This window comes from Kitasatospora sp. Ki12 (genome assembly GCF_054601375.1).
The window spans coordinates 108,224-124,750 of record NZ_BAAIHT010000004.1; the positions used below are offsets into that span (position 1 = coordinate 108,224).

At 75.8% G+C, this 16,527-nt stretch carries 20 protein-coding genes; 10 read left to right on the top strand and 10 right to left on the bottom strand.

Features of this window, described 5'->3' with window-relative positions; translation table 11 throughout:
- Nucleotides 1-65: 65 nt before the first annotated feature.
- Complete coding sequence (locus tag ACYP53_RS40025; RefSeq protein ID WP_459651057.1) at nucleotides 66-938, bottom strand: DUF3592 domain-containing protein; 873 nt, start codon at nucleotides 936-938, stop codon at nucleotides 66-68.
- A gap of 103 nt (nucleotides 939-1,041) precedes the next feature.
- Nucleotides 1,042-2,142 carry a hypothetical protein gene (locus ACYP53_RS40030; protein WP_459651058.1) on the bottom strand — a complete coding sequence of 367 codons (1,101 nt, stop codon included), beginning with the start codon at nucleotides 2,140-2,142 and terminating at the stop codon, nucleotides 1,042-1,044.
- Between the two features lie 196 nt (nucleotides 2,143-2,338).
- Between ACYP53_RS40030 and ACYP53_RS40035 the strand changes: the two genes are divergently transcribed.
- A complete protein-coding gene (locus ACYP53_RS40035) occupies nucleotides 2,339-2,782 on the top strand; it encodes a VOC family protein (protein WP_189925851.1) in 444 nt (147 codons plus the stop codon).
- A 91-nt stretch (nucleotides 2,783-2,873) separates the two neighbouring features.
- Nucleotides 2,874-3,698, top strand: coding sequence for an alpha/beta fold hydrolase (locus ACYP53_RS40040; protein ID WP_459651059.1), 825 nt, complete (start codon nucleotides 2,874-2,876; stop codon nucleotides 3,696-3,698).
- A gap of 63 nt (nucleotides 3,699-3,761) precedes the next feature.
- Here the strand turns inward: ACYP53_RS40040 and ACYP53_RS40045 are convergent, their stop codons facing one another.
- Nucleotides 3,762-4,295: a nuclear transport factor 2 family protein gene (locus ACYP53_RS40045; RefSeq protein WP_459651060.1), complete on the bottom strand. Its 534-nt coding sequence runs from the start codon at nucleotides 4,293-4,295 to the stop codon at nucleotides 3,762-3,764.
- A 131-nt stretch (nucleotides 4,296-4,426) separates the two neighbouring features.
- On the opposite strand from ACYP53_RS40045, the gene ACYP53_RS40050 reads away from it, so the two are divergent.
- Nucleotides 4,427-5,293 carry a LysR family transcriptional regulator gene (locus tag ACYP53_RS40050; protein ID WP_459651061.1) on the top strand — a complete coding sequence of 289 codons (867 nt, stop codon included), beginning with the start codon at nucleotides 4,427-4,429 and terminating at the stop codon, nucleotides 5,291-5,293.
- 21 nt (nucleotides 5,294-5,314) lie between these two features.
- Here ACYP53_RS40050 and ACYP53_RS40055 read toward each other — a convergent pair whose 3' ends face one another.
- On the bottom strand, nucleotides 5,315-5,824 hold the full coding sequence (locus ACYP53_RS40055) for an SRPBCC family protein (protein ID WP_459651062.1): 510 nt from the start codon (nucleotides 5,822-5,824) through the stop codon (nucleotides 5,315-5,317).
- Between the two features lie 63 nt (nucleotides 5,825-5,887).
- Between ACYP53_RS40055 and ACYP53_RS40060 the strand changes: the two genes are divergently transcribed.
- Nucleotides 5,888-6,496 (top strand): TetR/AcrR family transcriptional regulator, encoded by a 609-nt coding sequence (locus tag ACYP53_RS40060; RefSeq protein WP_459651063.1) that lies wholly within the window; start codon nucleotides 5,888-5,890, stop codon nucleotides 6,494-6,496.
- 221 nt (nucleotides 6,497-6,717) lie between these two features.
- A complete protein-coding gene (locus ACYP53_RS40065; protein WP_459651064.1) occupies nucleotides 6,718-7,224 on the top strand; it encodes a hypothetical protein in 507 nt (168 codons plus the stop codon).
- Nucleotides 7,225-7,237: 13 nt separating this feature from the next.
- Here the strand turns inward: ACYP53_RS40065 and ACYP53_RS40070 are convergent, their stop codons facing one another.
- Nucleotides 7,238-7,813, bottom strand: coding sequence for a hypothetical protein (locus ACYP53_RS40070; protein WP_229929242.1), 576 nt, complete (start codon nucleotides 7,811-7,813; stop codon nucleotides 7,238-7,240).
- Nucleotides 7,814-7,977: 164 nt separating this feature from the next.
- Between ACYP53_RS40070 and ACYP53_RS40075 the strand changes: the two genes are divergently transcribed.
- The 5 genes from ACYP53_RS40075 to ACYP53_RS40095 all read left to right on the top strand — a co-directional run bounded on the left by ACYP53_RS40075 (nucleotide 7,978) and on the right by ACYP53_RS40095 (nucleotide 11,042).
- Nucleotides 7,978-8,556 carry a maleylpyruvate isomerase N-terminal domain-containing protein gene (locus ACYP53_RS40075; protein WP_459651065.1) on the top strand — a complete coding sequence of 193 codons (579 nt, stop codon included), beginning with the start codon at nucleotides 7,978-7,980 and terminating at the stop codon, nucleotides 8,554-8,556.
- Nucleotides 8,553-8,834, top strand: coding sequence for an SCP2 sterol-binding domain-containing protein (locus ACYP53_RS40080; protein ID WP_459651066.1), 282 nt, complete (start codon nucleotides 8,553-8,555; stop codon nucleotides 8,832-8,834). Before ACYP53_RS40075 ends, ACYP53_RS40080 begins: the two co-directional genes overlap by 4 nt.
- A 173-nt stretch (nucleotides 8,835-9,007) precedes the next feature.
- Nucleotides 9,008-9,667 (top strand): lysophospholipid acyltransferase family protein, encoded by a 660-nt coding sequence (locus tag ACYP53_RS40085; protein ID WP_459651067.1) that lies wholly within the window; start codon nucleotides 9,008-9,010, stop codon nucleotides 9,665-9,667.
- 132 nt (nucleotides 9,668-9,799) lie between these two features.
- Nucleotides 9,800-10,438, top strand: coding sequence for a ClpP family protease (locus ACYP53_RS40090; RefSeq protein WP_189925869.1), 639 nt, complete (start codon nucleotides 9,800-9,802; stop codon nucleotides 10,436-10,438).
- A 1-nt stretch (nucleotide 10,439) separates the two neighbouring features.
- Nucleotides 10,440-11,042: a ClpP family protease gene (locus ACYP53_RS40095; protein WP_189925871.1), complete on the top strand. Its 603-nt coding sequence runs from the start codon at nucleotides 10,440-10,442 to the stop codon at nucleotides 11,040-11,042.
- A 112-nt stretch (nucleotides 11,043-11,154) separates the two neighbouring features.
- Here the strand turns inward: ACYP53_RS40095 and ACYP53_RS40100 are convergent, their stop codons facing one another.
- The 5 genes from ACYP53_RS40100 to ACYP53_RS40120 form a co-directional block, all read right to left on the bottom strand.
- Nucleotides 11,155-11,610: a helix-turn-helix domain-containing protein gene (locus tag ACYP53_RS40100; protein ID WP_459651068.1), complete on the bottom strand. Its 456-nt coding sequence runs from the start codon at nucleotides 11,608-11,610 to the stop codon at nucleotides 11,155-11,157.
- Between the two features lie 176 nt (nucleotides 11,611-11,786).
- Nucleotides 11,787-12,584: a DUF1963 domain-containing protein gene (locus ACYP53_RS40105; protein ID WP_459651069.1), complete on the bottom strand. Its 798-nt coding sequence runs from the start codon at nucleotides 12,582-12,584 to the stop codon at nucleotides 11,787-11,789.
- 89 nt (nucleotides 12,585-12,673) lie between these two features.
- On the bottom strand, nucleotides 12,674-14,173 hold the full coding sequence (locus tag ACYP53_RS40110; protein ID WP_459651070.1) for an FAD-binding oxidoreductase: 1,500 nt from the start codon (nucleotides 14,171-14,173) through the stop codon (nucleotides 12,674-12,676).
- A gap of 174 nt (nucleotides 14,174-14,347) precedes the next feature.
- Nucleotides 14,348-15,076: a DUF2278 family protein gene (locus ACYP53_RS40115; protein ID WP_189925879.1), complete on the bottom strand. Its 729-nt coding sequence runs from the start codon at nucleotides 15,074-15,076 to the stop codon at nucleotides 14,348-14,350.
- Between the two features lie 185 nt (nucleotides 15,077-15,261).
- Nucleotides 15,262-16,521, bottom strand: a complete 1,260-nt coding sequence (locus ACYP53_RS40120) for an MFS transporter (protein ID WP_459651071.1) — start codon at nucleotides 16,519-16,521, stop codon at nucleotides 15,262-15,264.
- Nucleotides 16,522-16,527 lie beyond the last annotated feature (6 nt).

Sequence of the window (16,527 nt, forward strand, 5' to 3'; positions counted from 1 at the left end):
GGGCGGGCCCCGCCGGCTGCGGCGGGCCCGCCCCGGTTCACCAGTCCCGGTTCACCTGTTCCGGGTCAGAGCAGGACGACGCCGACGACGGCCGCCGCCGTGACGACGACCAGGGTCACCACGGTGACCGCGATGTCCGACCGCGCGGAGCGCTGCCTGGCCGCGTGGTCCAGGACGAACCCGGCCGGGTCGTCCTGCGGGTAGTGGACCGTCACCTCCCGGCCGTACGCCCCGGCCGGATCCGCCACCCCCGACCCGCAGTGGGCGGTGACATCCACGCCCTCGCGGGTGGTGAACGCCACGACCGGCGTGATGGTCCTGGAGACGCCGCCCTCCGCGTCGGAGCTGACGTCCGTGAGCACCGCGACGATCCGGCCCGGCACGTCGGCCATCGCCGCCAGCCTCTCCCGGCGGCGCCGGACGTCGCGCACGTGCCCGGGCAGGTAGCAGACGCCGATCAGGGCCCACGGCCCGCAGACGCCGATCAGCGCCCACGGCCAGTCCCAGTCGATCGAGGCGACGACCACCAGCCCGACGTAGATCAGGAAGAGCGCCGTGGTCGGCCAGCCGAGCCCACGGCCGCCCGCCGCCTCCGGGTCATCGCTGAACCGGTAGGCGTGCGGCCTCCCGCGCGGGTAGTGGACCCCGATCTCCCGGCCCGTCCACGCGGCGGTGATCGTCTCGCCGCGCTCGCCGTCGTTCGTCACGACGACCTCCTCACCGGTGGACGGCTCGCGGTACGAGACCACCACCGATATCCCGCCCCGCCCCGAGCCGCCGTTCCGGGGCGCCCGCACCTCCTCGATCCGCCCCCGCACCCGCACCGACCGCTGCGCCCGGGTCACCCCGGCCAGCGACCGCCCGTAGCCCACCAGCACCACCACACCCAACACCGCGAACCCAAGCGCCAGATATGCGTGCCAATCCGTCCAATCCACGCGCCCTCCTCCTGATCGTTACCGGGACCGAATCCACGGCGGCGAACGGCCCCGACGGCCCCGGGGCGCCGTGACCGCCCGGAGCCGTACGCACGGGGCGCCCTCAGCGGGCCGGGCTGCGCCGCACGACCACGCCCTGCCCGTCCGCCTCCAGCGAGGCCGAGCCGCCCACGCCGGTCACGCTGACCCGGATCGTCAGGGAGCCGGTCACCCGGTCCGCGGAGAGCTGCCAGGTCTGCGGCGAGTCGACGCCGAGCGTGGTTCCGGCCTCCTCGACCAGCGCGGGCACCCGGTCGAAGGGCAGCGACCGCGGGTCGAACGCCGGGGCGTCCACGCCGGCGGGGGAGAACACCACCGTCAGCAGCTGCTCCCGCACGACGACGGTGAGCGCCTGCTTGCCGTCCCCGCCCTCGGTGAGCGACTCGACGGCCTCCCGCAGCGCGCCCCGGTCCAGCATCGACCGGCCCGGGCCGAAGGAGACCGTGCCGGTGGCCGAGGTCGTGACCACGCTCGTGCTCGAGCTCGACGAGGTGACGGAGACGGACTGCTCGGGGGGAGCCGGCTGCGCGTCGGCACTTCCCCCGAACAGCTCGGCGCGGAAGAACAGCACCACGGCGGCCGCGCCCAGCAGCAGACCGAGGAGCGTGACGAAGCCCCAGGCGCAGCCCTCCGCCCGGTCGCCCGCCACGGCCGGCCCGGGCGCCGAGTCGATGGCGGCGCCGGCGGCCCGCTCCTCCCAGGCGGGGGTCGGCCGCTTCACGATCCGCAGCCGCCACGGCCGGTCGGGCGGGTACTGGACCACCAGGACCCGGCCCGGGCGGTAGTCGGGCAGCTCGGAGACGTGGACGCCCTCGGATATCCGGATGCGGAAGGCGGAGGCGTCCTCCGGCGCGACGGTGAGGTCGAAGCGCACCGGGACGTCCGTCTCCTCGCCCTGCTTGGCCTCCATGCCCTCGATCAGCGCGAGCGCCGTGCGGGGCGCCAGGGCCGCCTCCCGGGCCCGGCGCGGCGCACCGGCGAGGAAGAACAGCAGGCCGTAGACCGCGAGCAGGGCCAGCGCCCCGACGATCAGCGGCGGCTTCCCGAGGGCGCAGCCGACGATGAAGGCGGTGAGCGACACCCCGATCACACCACCCGTCAGGAATCCCCGGGCGAGGTCGACGGGAGTGGCGCCTGTGGGCGGCGCGACCGTGGTGGTTGTCATACGGGTGATTCTGTCGGTCCTGGGCGGCGGCCGAACAGGGGTCGGTGTGTGGTCGGTGGATTTCCCCGGCCTCCCGTATTTCTGACGATCCATCAGATACTGCTGCGCCCCGCCGAGAGGCTGCGGCGCTGAGACCCGCGGTGCGGTCCCCGCGTCGTACCCGGCCGGTGTCACCGGCACCCACTACGGTCCTGGCATGGCAGCCAGAATCGACCTGACCCTCGACTGCGCGAACGCGACCCTCCTCGCCGCGTTCTGGAAGACGGCCCTCGGGTACGTGGACGAGCCGCCGCCCCCGCCGTTCCGGACCCGCGAGGAGTGGCTCGCGCAGTTCGACCTCCCGGAGGACGAGGGCGCGGACGACGGCGCCTGGCTCTGCGACCCCGACGGCGCCGGGCCCCGGCTGTCGATCCTCAAGGTCCCCGAGCCGAAGACCGCGAAGAACCGGCTCCACCTCGACATCCGGGTGCCCGGCCACGGCAGCCCGGCCGAGCGGTGGGCGCGGATCAGGGCGGAGGCCCAGCGGCTGGTGGCGGCGGGCGGCGCCGTCCTGGCCGAGTTCGACGGGCACCACGTCGTGATGGCCGACCCGGAGGGCAACGAGTTCTGCGTCGCGGCCGGCCCGGCGCCCGGGCCCTGACGGCACTTTTCAGGCCCTCGCGGACCCGGTGTCAGCGGCCTGACAGCGCCCCGCCGGTGGGATGCGGGCGCCCGGGGGCACGCTGGTGCCCATGAGCGAACTGCGCACACCCTCCCGCGACGGCCGGCCCGTCACCGCCCTGGACGACGGCGCCGGACCGGCCCTGCTGGTGGTCCACCCCGGCGGCGGGGACGCGACGTCCTGGGACGGCGTCACCGCCCACCTCACCGGCGACCACCGCGTCGTCAGGATCCACCGGCGCCTCTACGCCCCCGGCGCGGCCCCCGTCCTGCCGCACACGATGGCCGTCGAGGCGGCCGACGTCCTCGCCGTCGCCGGCCTGCTGGAGCCGCCGGTGGTCCTCGTCGGCCACTCCTCGGGCGCCGTGGCCGCACTGGAGGCCGCCCGGCTCGCCCCGACGGCCTTCGCCGGACTCGTCCTCTACGAACCGCCGCTGCCCACCCGGGAGTTGGTCGCCGGAGCGGCGGGAGCGCGGGCCCGGGCGGCGATCGAGGCCGGCGACCCGGTCGAGGCGATGCGGATCCACCTGCGGGACATCGTGCGCGTCCCCGGACACCTGGTCGACGGCATGCTCGCCGACCCGCACCTGCGGTCCCTGGTGTGCGCCCACGCGGCGGCGCAGATCGCGGACGACGAGGCCCTCGACGCCCTCGGCGTCGGCACCGGCCGCTACGCCGCGCTCGCCGTCCCGACCACCCTGATCGAGGGCGACCTCAGCCCCGCCCACCTGCGCGAGCGCCTCGCCGACCTGGCCGCCGTCCTGCCCGACGCCCGGACCGTCACCCTCACCGGCCAGGGCCACGCCGCCCACCTCACCGCCCCGCACACCCCGGCCGCCGCCGTCCGCGACGCGGCGGCCGGGATCCTCGCCCCGGGTGCGGCAGGAGGCCGGTGACCTGCGGGAAGGTGCGGGCGGGTCGTCCGCGTGGAAGGTGCGGCCGGGCGGTCAGGCAGGCGGTCAGGCGCCGAAGATCGCCGTCGGGTCGCCGGTGAACCAGGTGTTGTCGATGCGCATCCGCCGGATGAGCCAGCGGTCGCCGTCGCGCACCAGGTCGACGGTGTAGGGGTTCTTGAGCAGGGCGTGGGTGGCCGGGGCGGCGGTGAGCAGGTGCTGGGCCTCGACCAGCGCGGTGAGGCGGGCGGTGTCCCCGTCGACCCGCACACGCGGGTTGGTGACCTGGTGGGTGGTGTCGACCCGGCCGGTGAACATGGCCAGGATGGCGTCGACGATGGCGTCCCGGCCGGTCATCAGGGGCGGCTCGGCGCCCCAACGGGCGGCCGCCGGACGGAAGTCCAGCTCCGCGTCGGCGGTGAAGGCCGAGGCGAAGAGCGCGCGGTCCTTCAGGTCCTGGCCGAGGGCGAACCGGTAGAGGGCGTCGGTGATCTCGGCGCGGTCGCGCAGTTCGGCGACGACCGCGGCGGTGTCGTCGGGCTTCGCGGCCAGGGCCTGCGGGAGGTGGGCCGGGGCGGCCTGCGGGGCGTGGGTCGTCATGGTGTTCTCCGTGGGACGGGATCGAGCGGGAGGGTCGGTTGCGACGTCCCCCACTCTGCTGCCGTGCTCGTTGGCGAACAACGCCGCTCTGCGCAATGATCGTGAACTCGGGCTTAACGACGGGGTGGCGTGTGATCGAGCGGTACGAGGTGGAGTCGTTTCTGGCCCTCGCGGAGGAACTGCATTTCGGGCGCACCGCCGAGCGGCTGCGGGTGTCCACCGCACGGGTCAGCCAGACCATCCGCAAGCTGGAGCGGCGGGTGGGGGCGGCACTGTTCGAGCGCACCAGCCGCCGCGTCGAACTCACCCCGCTCGGGCGTAAGTTGGCGGAGGAACTGAGGCCGGCCTGGGCGGCCGTCGGCGCGGCACTGCAAGGAGCCGTCGACGCCGGGCGGGGCCTGTCCGGCAGCCTGCGGGTCGCCTACGTCGGCGCCGCCGCCGGACAACTCCTCATCGGGGTCAACGAGTTGTTCCGGGAGCGGGCCCCCGACTGCGAGGTGCGGCTCAAGGAGGCCCGGCCGACGGAGGCGGTCCGCTGGCTGCGGGACGGCGACGCCGACCTGTGCCTCGGCCCCCTCCCGGTGCACGAGCCCGACATCGTCTGCGGCCCCGTCCTGGTACGCGAGGCGCGGATGCTCGCCGTCCCCGCCGGCCACCCCCTCGACCGCCCGGGCGGCGCCTCGGCCGAGGACCTGGCGGGCGTGCCGGTGGTACGGCTGCCGGAGGGCATGGCCGTGCCGCCGCGCCGGGCGGACCGGGTGCCAGGCCCGGCGGCCGAGAGCGTCCAGGAGGCACTCACCCACGTCGGGGCCGGGCAGGGGGTCCTGCCCGTCGGCGCCCACGCCCGGCGCTACTACCCGCGCCCCGACGTCGCCTACGTCCCCCTCGACGGCGCGCCGCCGCTCGAATGGGGCCTGGTCTGGCCGCGCGGGCACGCCACCGCCCGCGTCCGGGCCTTCGCCGAGGCCGCGGCCTACCTGGCCGGCGACGAGCGGTAGGGGCCTGTCTGGGGTGTTCCGTCAGGCGCTCTGCCCGACGGCGGCGCGGAGCCGGCCGAGGGTGACGCGCATGCCGTCGCGGTTGCGTTCGGCGCGCAGGGCGGCAGGGGTCCCGGTGCAGAGCAGTCCGAGCGTCTCGGCGATCCGTCGGCGCCAGCCGTGCCGGCGGTGGTCGTGCCAGTACTCGGTGACCAGCGTCCCCTCGGCCGTCGGCGCCATCCGGTAGCCCCAGCGGGCGATCGGGAGGCCGAAACCGGTGACGTCGAAGGCGAACTCCCGGCCGGGGTCGGCGATGACGATCCGGCAGCCGGTGAACCAGACCCAGCCGCCCCGCCGGTTGAAGCCCGTGAAGCGGCGGCCGCGGCGCCACGTCCAGATCACCTCCGGGCTCCACTCCTTCATCCGGCGGACGTCCGCGACGGCCGCGTAGACGACGTCCGGCGGGACGGGCATCTCCAGGGACTCCGCCAGGTCCCAGATCCGGGCGGTCGGTGCCGAACGGGCGTGCGGCGCGGGCTCTTCGGGCTTCATACGGGTCAGGCTAACACGCAAACGCAACGCACCGTTGCGTTGTGCCGGTGTTAGCCTGGCCCCATGTCCAAGGAGCAGCAGGAGGCGCGGCGCGGCACCGGCCCGCGCAGGTCGCAGGAGATCTTCGATGCCACCCTCGACCTGCTCGCGGAGCGGGGGTACGAAGGGCTGACCATCGAAGGGGTCGCCGAGCGCTCCGGGGTCAACAAGACCACCATCTACCGCTGGTGGTCCTCCAAGGGGGCCCTGCTCGGCGCCGCGCTGATCGGCGGCCGCCACCTCGACCTCGTCCCGCCCGACACCGGCAGCCTCCGCGGCGACCTGGAGGCCCTGCTGCGATCCCTGACGGCCCTGCTCACCGTGTCGCCGGCCGCCGAGGTCGCCGTCGCCACGCTGGGAGCGGTCACCCACAGCGGCGAACTGGCGGGCCACGTCCGCGAGTTCTTCGCCGACCGGCTCGCCCGCGAACAGCCGGTCTTCGAACGCGCCGTCGCCCGCGGCGAACTCCCCCCGGACGCGGACCCGATGCTCCTGGTCGACCTCCTGGCCGGAGCCGCCTGGATCCGGATCGTGTTCCGCCGCCTCCCGGTCGAGGAGGACTTCGTGACGCGCGCCGTCGCCACCGTCCTGAGCGGAGCGGCCCCGGCGCTCCGGACGGCGGCCGGCTCCTGAACGTCCGGACTGCCTGACGGTCCAGAAGCGACCCCGCGAGCGACCGCGCCCGCGGGACGGCGGCGCAGCGGGAACCGGAGCTCCGGGTCACGGGGTGTGGCTGACCCAGCCCTTGGTGACGGTGGTGTTCGGCGGGCAGTACAGGAGGACGTCGACGAACTCGGTCCTGGACCCGGGCACGGGTGGTCGCCACGGAAGCCGCCGCTGCTCGTTGAACCGTCGTGGCGAGCGAGACGGACGACGGCGGGGCCCGGGGGCCGGTGGTGTGGGCGCTGGCCGTCCGCGAGATGAGGCAGGGGCCGCCGGTCGCGGAACTGATCGTGGAGGTCGGCGCCGGCCTCCACGCCGATCTGCTGGAGGCCGCGGTCGACAGCGGCTTCACGGTCGCCGCCGGCGAACCCCCGGAGACCACCGGCGCCGTAGAGGTCGCCGACGGCCGGGTGCGACGGCTCGTCCTGGTCGGCGGCCGTCAGGGCTGGGAGCCGGGCTCACCGGTCGAGGCGTCACCCGGCTGGCTGGCGGCGGCCGGGCAGCGGGGCCGGGCCGTGGTGACCATCCTGCCGCCGCACACCCGGCCGCCCGTACCCGGACCTGTACCCGGACCGGCCGAGCAGGACGCCGAGGCGCGCATCGAGGCGCGCATCGAGGAGTTCACCCGCCGGCTCGAACGGGAGCAGCGGGAGGGCCGGGTGCTGCACGGCACGGTGGCGGTCCACGGCACGCGGTGACCCCCGTACGGCCCTACCCGACGTCCGCGAGCACCGGCTCCGACCCCGGGCAGCACGGGGTGTCCTCGTCGGCGACCACGGTGAGGCAGCCTCCGCAGAGCCACGCCGTCTCCGGATCCACGGGCTCGGACGCGGACACCGCGTTGTCGCGCACCGTCAGCTGCCAGGTGTCCCAGGGCTCCTCGCCCTGCGCGTCGATTACGCCGTTGAGCACGTGGTCGAAGGTGAAGGCCTCGAACCCGGCCTCGCCCCGGGCGTGCCCGCCGGGCTTCAGGAAGTGGTCGACCAGGTAGGCCATCCACTCGGGGGCGCCGTAGAACTTCTCCTGGCCGTTCCATTCGATCGCGGCCCCGTCATCCGTGGGCTCCCACTTGCACCACAGGCCGGGCTGGCCCGCCGGGGGCTCGTTGAACGCGCGGATGTCCGCGTCGTGGCCCTGTCCCGCGAAGCCGGTGCCGTCGACGTAGTAGGGGCCGTTGGCACGGTCCATGCGCCTGGTGCCGGCGAACTTTCGCAGGTAGGCGATCTCCTGCTCGTTGAGCGGCGGATCGACGGCGATCCGGCCGGTGAATTCCGTGGTGTAGCCCATGCCGGGCATCGTAGCGACGCCCTCCGACACCCCAGGCCGCCCAGCCGGAGTGCCCAGCCGGAGGGCCCAGCCGGGCCGCCCAACCGGGCCGGCGGGCGTCGGCGCGGACCCGGCCCGTCGCGGGTCTGGACAGCGGGTACGGGAGTCGGCCAGTGTGCACGACCATGAATCTCCCTCTCCCCGAGCCCGGCGCCGCCGCCCCGGACGCCGCCGCCCCGGACGCCGCCGCCCTGGACGCCGCCGCTCGCACCGCGCTCTTCGCGGCCGTCACCGCGGTCGGCGACGAGGCCGTCGCCCTGCTCGCAGGCTGTCGCGGCGACACCCCGATAGCCGGCGCCGAGTGGACGGTCGCGGAGGCCGCCGCCCACCTGGCGATGGCCAACGAGCTGATGGCCGCTCTGGCCGCCGGCGAGCAACGGCCGTACGGGGACGGCACCGTGGCCTCGCTGGCGGCGGCGAACGCGGCCTCGCTGGCCGCCCGGCCGGAGCGGGACCCGGCCGTGCTCGCCGAGCAGATCGCCCGGTGGGCACGGGAGTTCACGGCGGCCGCCGGCCCGCGGGCCGGCACCGAGCCGGTGCGCACCCCGCTCGGCCCGATGGACCTGGACACCCTCGGCGCCTACCTGCTGACCCACATGCTGGGCCACCTCTACGACATCGCCGTCAGGGCCGGCCGCATCCGATCGACCGCCACCGCGTCGCGCTGGCGATGCCGTTCCTGCGCACGGCCATGCCCCGGGTGACCGACGCCCGCGCCGCGGCCGGCCACAACGCCTGCTACCGGCTGCGGGTGCGCGGCCTGGGCGGGTTCGCGGTGACCTTCACGGACGGCGCCGCCACGGTGAGCCAGGAACCGCCGCGCCGCCCGGACTGCACGATCCTCACCGAGCCGGTGGCGTTCTTCCTCATCGCGCTGGGCCGCTCCACCGCCGTCGGCTCCCTCCTCCGCGGCAAGGTCCTCGCCTGGGGCCGCCGGCCGTGGCTGGCCCCGGCCTTCCCGGGGCTGTTCGCCGCCCCCTGAGCCGGGCGCCTTGAGCCGGGCGTCCTGAGCCGGGCGCCCCTGAACACAGCAGCCGACCGGCCCGTACCCGGCCCGGATTGAGTACGGCCACTCAGGCGGCCGCCGGCGGCGCTGCGCCACGATGGCGGGACGGAGAGCGGGACCAGCCCGCCGAACGCCCGGAGGGACCCGTCATGCTCAGCCGGATCGCCGGCACCCTGGTGCCCGTCCTCGGCCGCCTGTCCGTCACCTCCGAGGTGGCGGGCCCGGTCGCCCCGGGCAGCATCGTCGCGGCCAACCACAGCTCGCTCGCCGACCCGGGCGTGGTGCTGGCCGCACTGCGCCGCCTGGGCACCGAACCGGTCGTGATGGCGACCGCCGGCCTGTGGCGGGTGCCCGTGCTCGGCCGGGTGCTGCGCACCGGCGGGCACATCCCCGTCCACCGCGGCACGGCCCGGGCGGCCGGCGCCCTCGACTCGGCCGCCGCGGCGCTCGCGGCCGGCCGGGTCGTCCTGATCTACGGCGAGGGCGGCCTGCCGAAGCACCGGGACTCCCGCGACACCGAACCCGGCGCCTTCCGCACCGGCCTGGCCCGGCTCGCCGCGGCCAGCGGCGCCCCGGTGGTCCCGCTCGGCCAGTGCGGCGCCCGCCGCCTGAGCTCGGGCGGCGCCGCCAAACAGCTCGCCGGCTTCGCCACCGCCCCGCTGCGCCGCCCCGCCCTGCACGTCCACCTCGGCGCCCCGCTCCACCTGGCCGGCGACACCGGCGAGGCGACGGCCACCGCCCGCCACGCCGTCACCGCCGCCTGGCGCACCGCGGAACGCCACTGCGGCGGGTGCGACCAGCAGCGTTGACGGCATGACGGGCGGGTTCCCGGGGTGCTCTGCCCGTGGCGAATCTGCGGGGGGCAGAGAAACCGGGGCCGGGGGTCCTCCGGGGGCAAGAGTGGGAGTCGACGGCACCACCGCCCCGACGAGGAGGCCCCGATGACTGCCCGCACCACGCTCCCGCCCCGCGCGGGGGAGGGCGACACCCCGCCCAGCGCCTTCGACGACCAGCTCGCGGCGCAGCTGCTCGCGCAGCGGATCGTCCTGCTCGGCACCCAGGTCGACGACGTGTCGGCCAACCGGGTGTGCGCGCAGCTGCTGCTGCTGTCGGCGGAGGACCCGCACACCGACATCTGCCTCTACATCAACAGCCCCGGCGGGTCGGTCACCGCGGGCCTCGCGATCTACGACACCATGCGGCTCGTCCCCAACGACGTGTCCACGCTGGCGATGGGGTTCGCCGCCAGCATGGGCCAGTTCCTGCTCACCGTGGGGGCGCGCGGCAAGCGGTTCGCGCTGCCGAACGCGCGGATCATGATGCACCAGCCGTCGGCGGGCATCGGCGGCACCGCCGCGGACATCGTGATCCAGGCGGAGAACCTGCAGTTCACCAAGGAGGCCATCGAGCGGATCACCGCCGAGCACACCGGGCAGAGCGAGGAGACCATCGCGCGCGACGGCGACCGGGACCGCTGGTTCACGGCCGAACAGGCCAGGGAGTACGGGATCGTGGACCGGGTGGTGGAGTCGCTCGCCGACATCCGCCCGGCCTCGACGCGTCGACGGATGGGGCTGTGACATGGGGTCGTACACGGTTCCCTACGTCATCGAGCGCACCGCGCAGGGCGAGCGCTCCTACGACGTCTTCAGCCGGCTGCTGAACGAGCGGATCATCTTCCTCGGCACCGAGATCGACGACGGCGTCGCCAACGTGGTCATCGCCCAACTCCTGCACCTGGAGTCGGAGAACCCGGAGCGGGAGATCTCGATCTACCTCAACTCGCCCGGCGGATCGTTCACTTCACTGATGGCGATCTACGACACGATGACCTTCGTGCAGGCCCCGATCTCCACCTTCTGCGTCGGCCAGGCGGCGTCGACGGCCGCCGTGCTGCTGGCCGGCGGGGACCCCGGGCGGCGCTTCGTGCTCCAGCACGCCCGGGTGCTGCTCGGCCAGCCCGCCAGCGGCGGCCGGCAGGGGACGGTCTCCGACCTCAGCCTCGCGGCCAAGGAGATGGTCCGCATCCGCTCGCAGGTGGAGGAGGTCCTGTCCCGGCACACCCGGCACGACGTGGCCACGCTGCGCGCGGACATGGACCGGGACAAGGTGCTGAGCGCCGAGGAGGCCGTCGCCTACGGGATCGCCGACGAGGTGCTGAGCCGGCGGCTCCCCTTCGCCTGAGCCTGAGCCTGAGCCTGAGCCTGAGCCTGAGCGCGCGCCCGTGGCGGATGGCCGGGCCGGCGGCCGGTACCACGGGGGTGTACCGGCCGCCGGCCCGGTCAGGCGGCGAAGCTCAGGCGGCGAGGCAGAGCCCGTCGTACCGTGCCGTGGGCGCCGTGCCGCTGCGGCGCACCTGGCCGGCCCGGCCCGCCCGGCCGACCTGGCTCCGGCCGTACCGGGCCAGTTCGTCCTGGGCGAGCGAGATCAGGTCGCCGAGGCCGAGGCCGAGCGCCCGGGCGGCGGCCGCGAGCACCTCGGAGGAGGCCTCCTTGCGCCCGCGCTCCAGCTCCGACAGGTACGGCATCGAGATCCGGGCCTCCTCCGCGACGTCCTTCAGCGTGCGCTCCTGGGCGAGCCGCTCGCGCCGCAGCGCGTCGCCGACGAGGTCGCGCCACAGGGGCTCGCGCGGGGCGGGTGCCGGCGGGGCGGCGGCCGGCCGCTGCTGGGGGCGGGCCCCGCCGTCCGCGGGCGGAACGGCCTGCGGGCGAAGGGGGATGACGCGGGCTTCGTTCGGCGCTTGAGTGCTCACTCCTTCAGCCTAGGGATCCGGGGCGCCGGGGGAAGGGAGCGGCGTTCTGCCCTGGGAGAAGCCGCGCGGGCGGAAGGCACCGCGCGCCGCCTCGATACGCACCGGGATCAGGCCACCAACTCCCTTGCCGTACCCGGAAAAGGACGGCCGGCCCGGCGCGCAGCCGGCCGCCGGTTTCAGCAGCAGAGGCCGGTCGCCACGGCCTTGCCGAAGTCGCCCGCCGCGAGCGCCCCGGCGGGGATGGTGAAGTACACCGTCCCGGCGTCGCCCCAGCCCCATCCGAGGTCGGTGTCCTCGGCGAGCTGGAGCAGGTGGACGGCGGGGCCGTCGTCGTCGCGGGTGGTCACCCGCACCGTGTACGAGGTGTCGGGCCAGCCGAAGGCGCGGTGGTGGCCGGTGGTGTTCCCGTTGAGGTCGTCCATCTCGCCGAGGATGAGCGAGGGCGCGCCCCAGTGCCGGTCCTCGTCGTACGTGAGGTCGTCGTCCTCGACGTCCCAGCAGTCGGGGAGCATGGTCACCTCGGCCGCGTGGACGGGCCGTGCCGGGTAGCGGCGGGCGGGCTCGGGGGCGGTCACGGCGACCGCCCGCGCGGGATCGGCGGGAACCACCCGCCCGGCACCGGGACCGTACATGTCCAGCTCGCGGTACTCCTCGTACGGCACGTCCGGGTCGAGGTAGAAGAAGTTCAGCAGGCCCGGCCGGACGGGCAGTCGCTCCCCGAGCCACCCGGCGAGCGCGTCGGTGTCGAGCACGGCGTGCAGGGACAGCGGGACGCCCGTCGACTCCGGCCACGGGGTGCCCGGTTCGAGCAGCGCGGGCCCGCCGAGCCGGGACCGGCCGGCGGCGGGCGCCTCCTGCGAGGCCGGGACCAGCCGGAAGCCGGGCCGGGCCAGTGCCGCGAACTGCCGCCCGGCCTCCGGGCCGAGCCGCTCCCCGCACAGTCGGCGCATGACGGCCGGATCGTCGAATTCCATGAGGCGATCCTCTCAACCCGCCCCGTCCGACTCCGCACGGCCCCGCCCCGCACGGCCCCGCCCTTGTCCGGAGGCGGCCTCAGGCCGGCTCAGGCGGCCGTCACGGACTGGGGGAAGGCGAAGACGCCGTCCGGGTCGTAGCGGCGGGCCACCTCCTTCAGCCGGGGCAGGTTCGCGCCGTAGTAGGCGCGGCCCCAGTCGGGCAGGGTGTCGTCGATGTAGTTGACGTACGCGCCGCGCGCGCCGAGCCCGGCCAGCCCGTCGCGGATCGCGTCCACGGTGGCGCGCGCCCGGTCCTCGCTGAGCGGCGTGGCGCTCGCGTAGACCTGGGCGCTGGCGAGGGAGTCGCGGTGCGGGAAGGCGGTGTCGTCCGGGGCGGGTCGGCCGACCGCGCCGCCCAGCGAGTCGAGCAGCAGGTCGACACCGCTGCGCCCGGCCATCAGCCCGGTGACCTTCGCCGGGTCCAGCGGCGCCGGGCCCAGCATCCGGGAGACGGCGACGAAGCCCGCCCGGGGCAGGACGCCGCCCTCCCAGGTGGGGTGGCACTGGGCGATGGTGTCGTTCGAGCAGCCCGCCATGAACCTCATCGCGCCCAGGTAGTCCTTGGCGGTGACGGTGCGCGAGCCCGGGGTGGTGCCGGCCGCCCGCACCAGCCGGTCGAGCAGCGGGTTCACGCCGCCCGGGTCGCCCACCCAGCAGCCGACGACCCGGCAGGACGGCGGGCTGCCGCCGGAGACCTGGCAGCTGGCCCACAGCTCGTACGGGGCCCCGGCCACCCACTGCTGCCAGGCCCCGAGCACCTGGGTCACCGAGCCGGCCGGGAAGGCGAGCACGAAGACCGTCAGGCCGGGCGCGGGCGCGGTGGCGAAGGCGAACCGGGTGACCACGCCGAAGTTGCCGCCACCGCCGCCGCGCAGCGCCCAGTACAGGCCGGGCTCCTCGGTGGGCGAGGCGGTGAGCGCGCGCGAGTCGGCGGTCACCAGCTCGGCCGAGGCCAGCCGGTCGCAGGTGAGCCCGTACGCGCGGGCCAGCACGCCGATGCCGCCGCCCAGGGTCAGGCCGCTGATCCCGACGGTCGGGCAGCTGCCGCCCGGGAGCAGCCGGCCCGCCTGGGCGAGCGCCGCGTACACCTCGATCAGCCGGGCGCCGGCCCCGACCTCGGCGGTGCCGTCGGGGCGCACCACGACGTCGGCCATGCCGCGCAGGTCGATCACCAGGCCCCGGTCGGGGACGCTGTAGCCCAGGTAGCCGTGGCCGCCGCTGCGGGCCGCGATCGGGATCCCGTGGCCGCGCGCCACGTCCAGGCAGGCCCGGACGTCGTCGGCCGACACGCACCGGGCGACCGCGGCCGGCAGCTGACCGTCGTTCAGCTTGTTGTACCCGAGCCGGGCGGTTCCGTAGCCGGGGTCGGCGGGGAGCACCAGCCGGCCGCCCAGCCGCTGCCGCAGCGCCTGCCAGTCGGGGGGCGCGTCCGCCCAGACGCGGTCGCGGGGCGGGAAGGCGGTCAGGGCGCGGGCGGGAGCGGCGCGGACGGCCAGCGCGGTGGCGGCCCCGAGGGTGGCCAGGAAACGGCGTCGGTCGATGGTCATGGCGAGCCCTTCTGCCGGCGGCCGGCGCACGGACCGCCGTCCTGCCGTCCTGCCGATCGTCACGCAGCCGTGCCCCGGGGGCCCGCCGGACTGCGCCTTCCGGCGCCCGGCCGTGGTGTCGCCGCGGGGCCTCCAGCCTCGCCCGCGCTCAACGGGTCGGGGCGGCCGCCGGGTTCAGCGGGGGTGGCCGGCGTCGTCCGTGGTCAGGACCTGGGTGTCGAACTTGATCTGCCAGACCACCACTCGCCCGTCGGAGTGCTCGCACACCACGGCGCCGTCCTGCCAGATCCCGTTGTCCGGGTACCAGGGGCTGTCGACCGGGTCGCCCTGGTTGAGGTGGACGTCGTGGACGCCGAGCCCGTGGTCGAAGCGCTGCCCGAAGACGTAGATCCGGCTCGCGGCCCGGACGTGCGGGAGCAGGACGTCCAGCGCGTTGTCGCCGTTGCTGCGCACCCAGGGGAAGGCGCGGGCCGTGCGCTCCGGCAGCCGGGCGGCCAGCCGGTCGGCGAGGTCCGGGCCGAACGCGGGGGAGCCGGGCGCGGGGCGGGTCACGGCGAGGCGGACCCTGCGGAACAGCGCGGCGGCCGCGGCGAGCCAGGCCGTGTCCTGGAGCATGGGGCTGCGCGCGTAGTCGAGCGCGCCGGAGGCCGGGGTGGAGGCCAGCGGGTGGAACCCGTCGGGCAGGGCCCGGACGGCGGCGATGTGCTCCACCGTCAGGTCGTCGACCACCCGGTAGGCGACGCCCGTGTCGCGCGGCGCGTCGACGTCGAGGGCCGAGGCGCAGGGGCCGTCGGGCGTGGCGAGGGTGAGGTGGCCGTGGTACCAGTGCCCGAAGTCGTGGGACGGGTCGCGGGTGAAGGAGTGGAAGGTGCCGGCGGCCACACCGTAGCGGGGGAGGGGCATGCCACCAGCATCCGGCGCGGGGTCGGGCCCGCCAGCCGCCGACGGCCGCGCGTGTGACGCCGGTGCCGTCGGGCGGGCCTCTGCTCGACGGGGTTCTGCCCGACAGGTCTCCGCCCCCGCCTGGCCGGTCGTGGTGTGGACGACCGGCCAGGCGGGGGCGGAGGGGGAGGGCCTTGCGTCCGGGCTCAGGCCGCGGTGGTCAGGTCGTCCTGCCGGGCTCCGGGGCGGACGGCCCGGGCCGGGAGGCGGCGCTCCAGGCGGAGCAGGAGGCCGGCGCCGGCCAGTCCGGTGGCGGCCAGGACGAGCCAGGGCAGTCGGCTGTCGAGCGTCAGCAGGCCGGTGAGCAGCGAGGGGGCGAGGGCGGCGGACAGCGACCAGGAGAGCTGGTAGGCGGCCATGTAGCGGCCGCGGACGGCGGCCGGGGCGGTGTCGGTGACCAGGGCCGCGGCGGCGGGGTTGTGGACGATCTCGCCGAGGGTGATCACGACGACCACGGCCAGCAGTCCGGCGGTGGTGAAGCCTCCGGCGGCGGGCACCAGCAGGGCCTGGGCGAGGAACCCGGCGGCGAACAGCGCGGCGCCGGTGGCGGCGGCCCGGTTGCGGGTGGTGAAGCGGCGCACGGCGAGGCCGGCGGGGACGCCGAGGGCGGCGCAGAGCACGGTGTTGACGGCGAAGGCGAGGCCGGCCAGCGAGGCGGAGGCGTGCAGGACGCTCGTCACGTACACCGGGAGCAGGACCGCGAGCGCGGCGTAGCCGAGGGAGATCAGCAGGTTGGCGGTGGCCAGGCCGAGGAAGGGCCGGTCGGCCAGGACCGCGCGGTAGCCGATCTGTCCGGTGCCGCTCGGGGCCGGGCCGGCGGCGGCCTCGGCGCGGCCGTCCGGGACGCGGCGGACCAGGGCGGCGGCGGCCAGGAAGCTGACGGCGTTGAGCAGGGCGGCGACGGTGTAGCCGCCGTCGCCGGCCAGGCCGACCAGCAGGGCGGCGAGCATGCTGCCGGCGCCGAGGCCGGCGTTGGCGAGGCTGCGGCCGAGGGCGTTGACGCGCTCCAGGGCGGTGCCGGAGGCGAGTTCGCCGATCCTGGCCTGCTGGACGGCCGGGTAGCCGCGGGTCGCCACGGCGGTGACCAGGGTGACGGCGACGAAGGCGGGCAGCGACGAGGCGAAGGGGTAGACGGCGAACCCGGCGGCCCGGACCAGGTGGAGGGCGATCTGCATGCGGCGGGCGCCGAAGCGGTCCACGGCGGTGCCGACCAGGGGCAGCGCGACCATCGCGAGCAGGCCGGTGGCGGTGAGGACCAGTCCGATGACGGTCAGCGGCAGGCCGGTGACGTGGCGGAAGAAGACCAGGCTGAACGGCACGTACATGCCGTTGCCGAGGGCGTCGATGGCCAGGGCCGTCATCAGGCTGCGTTCGCCGGGGAAGCCCGGGCTCCTTTTCGAAAGCATGTGAGT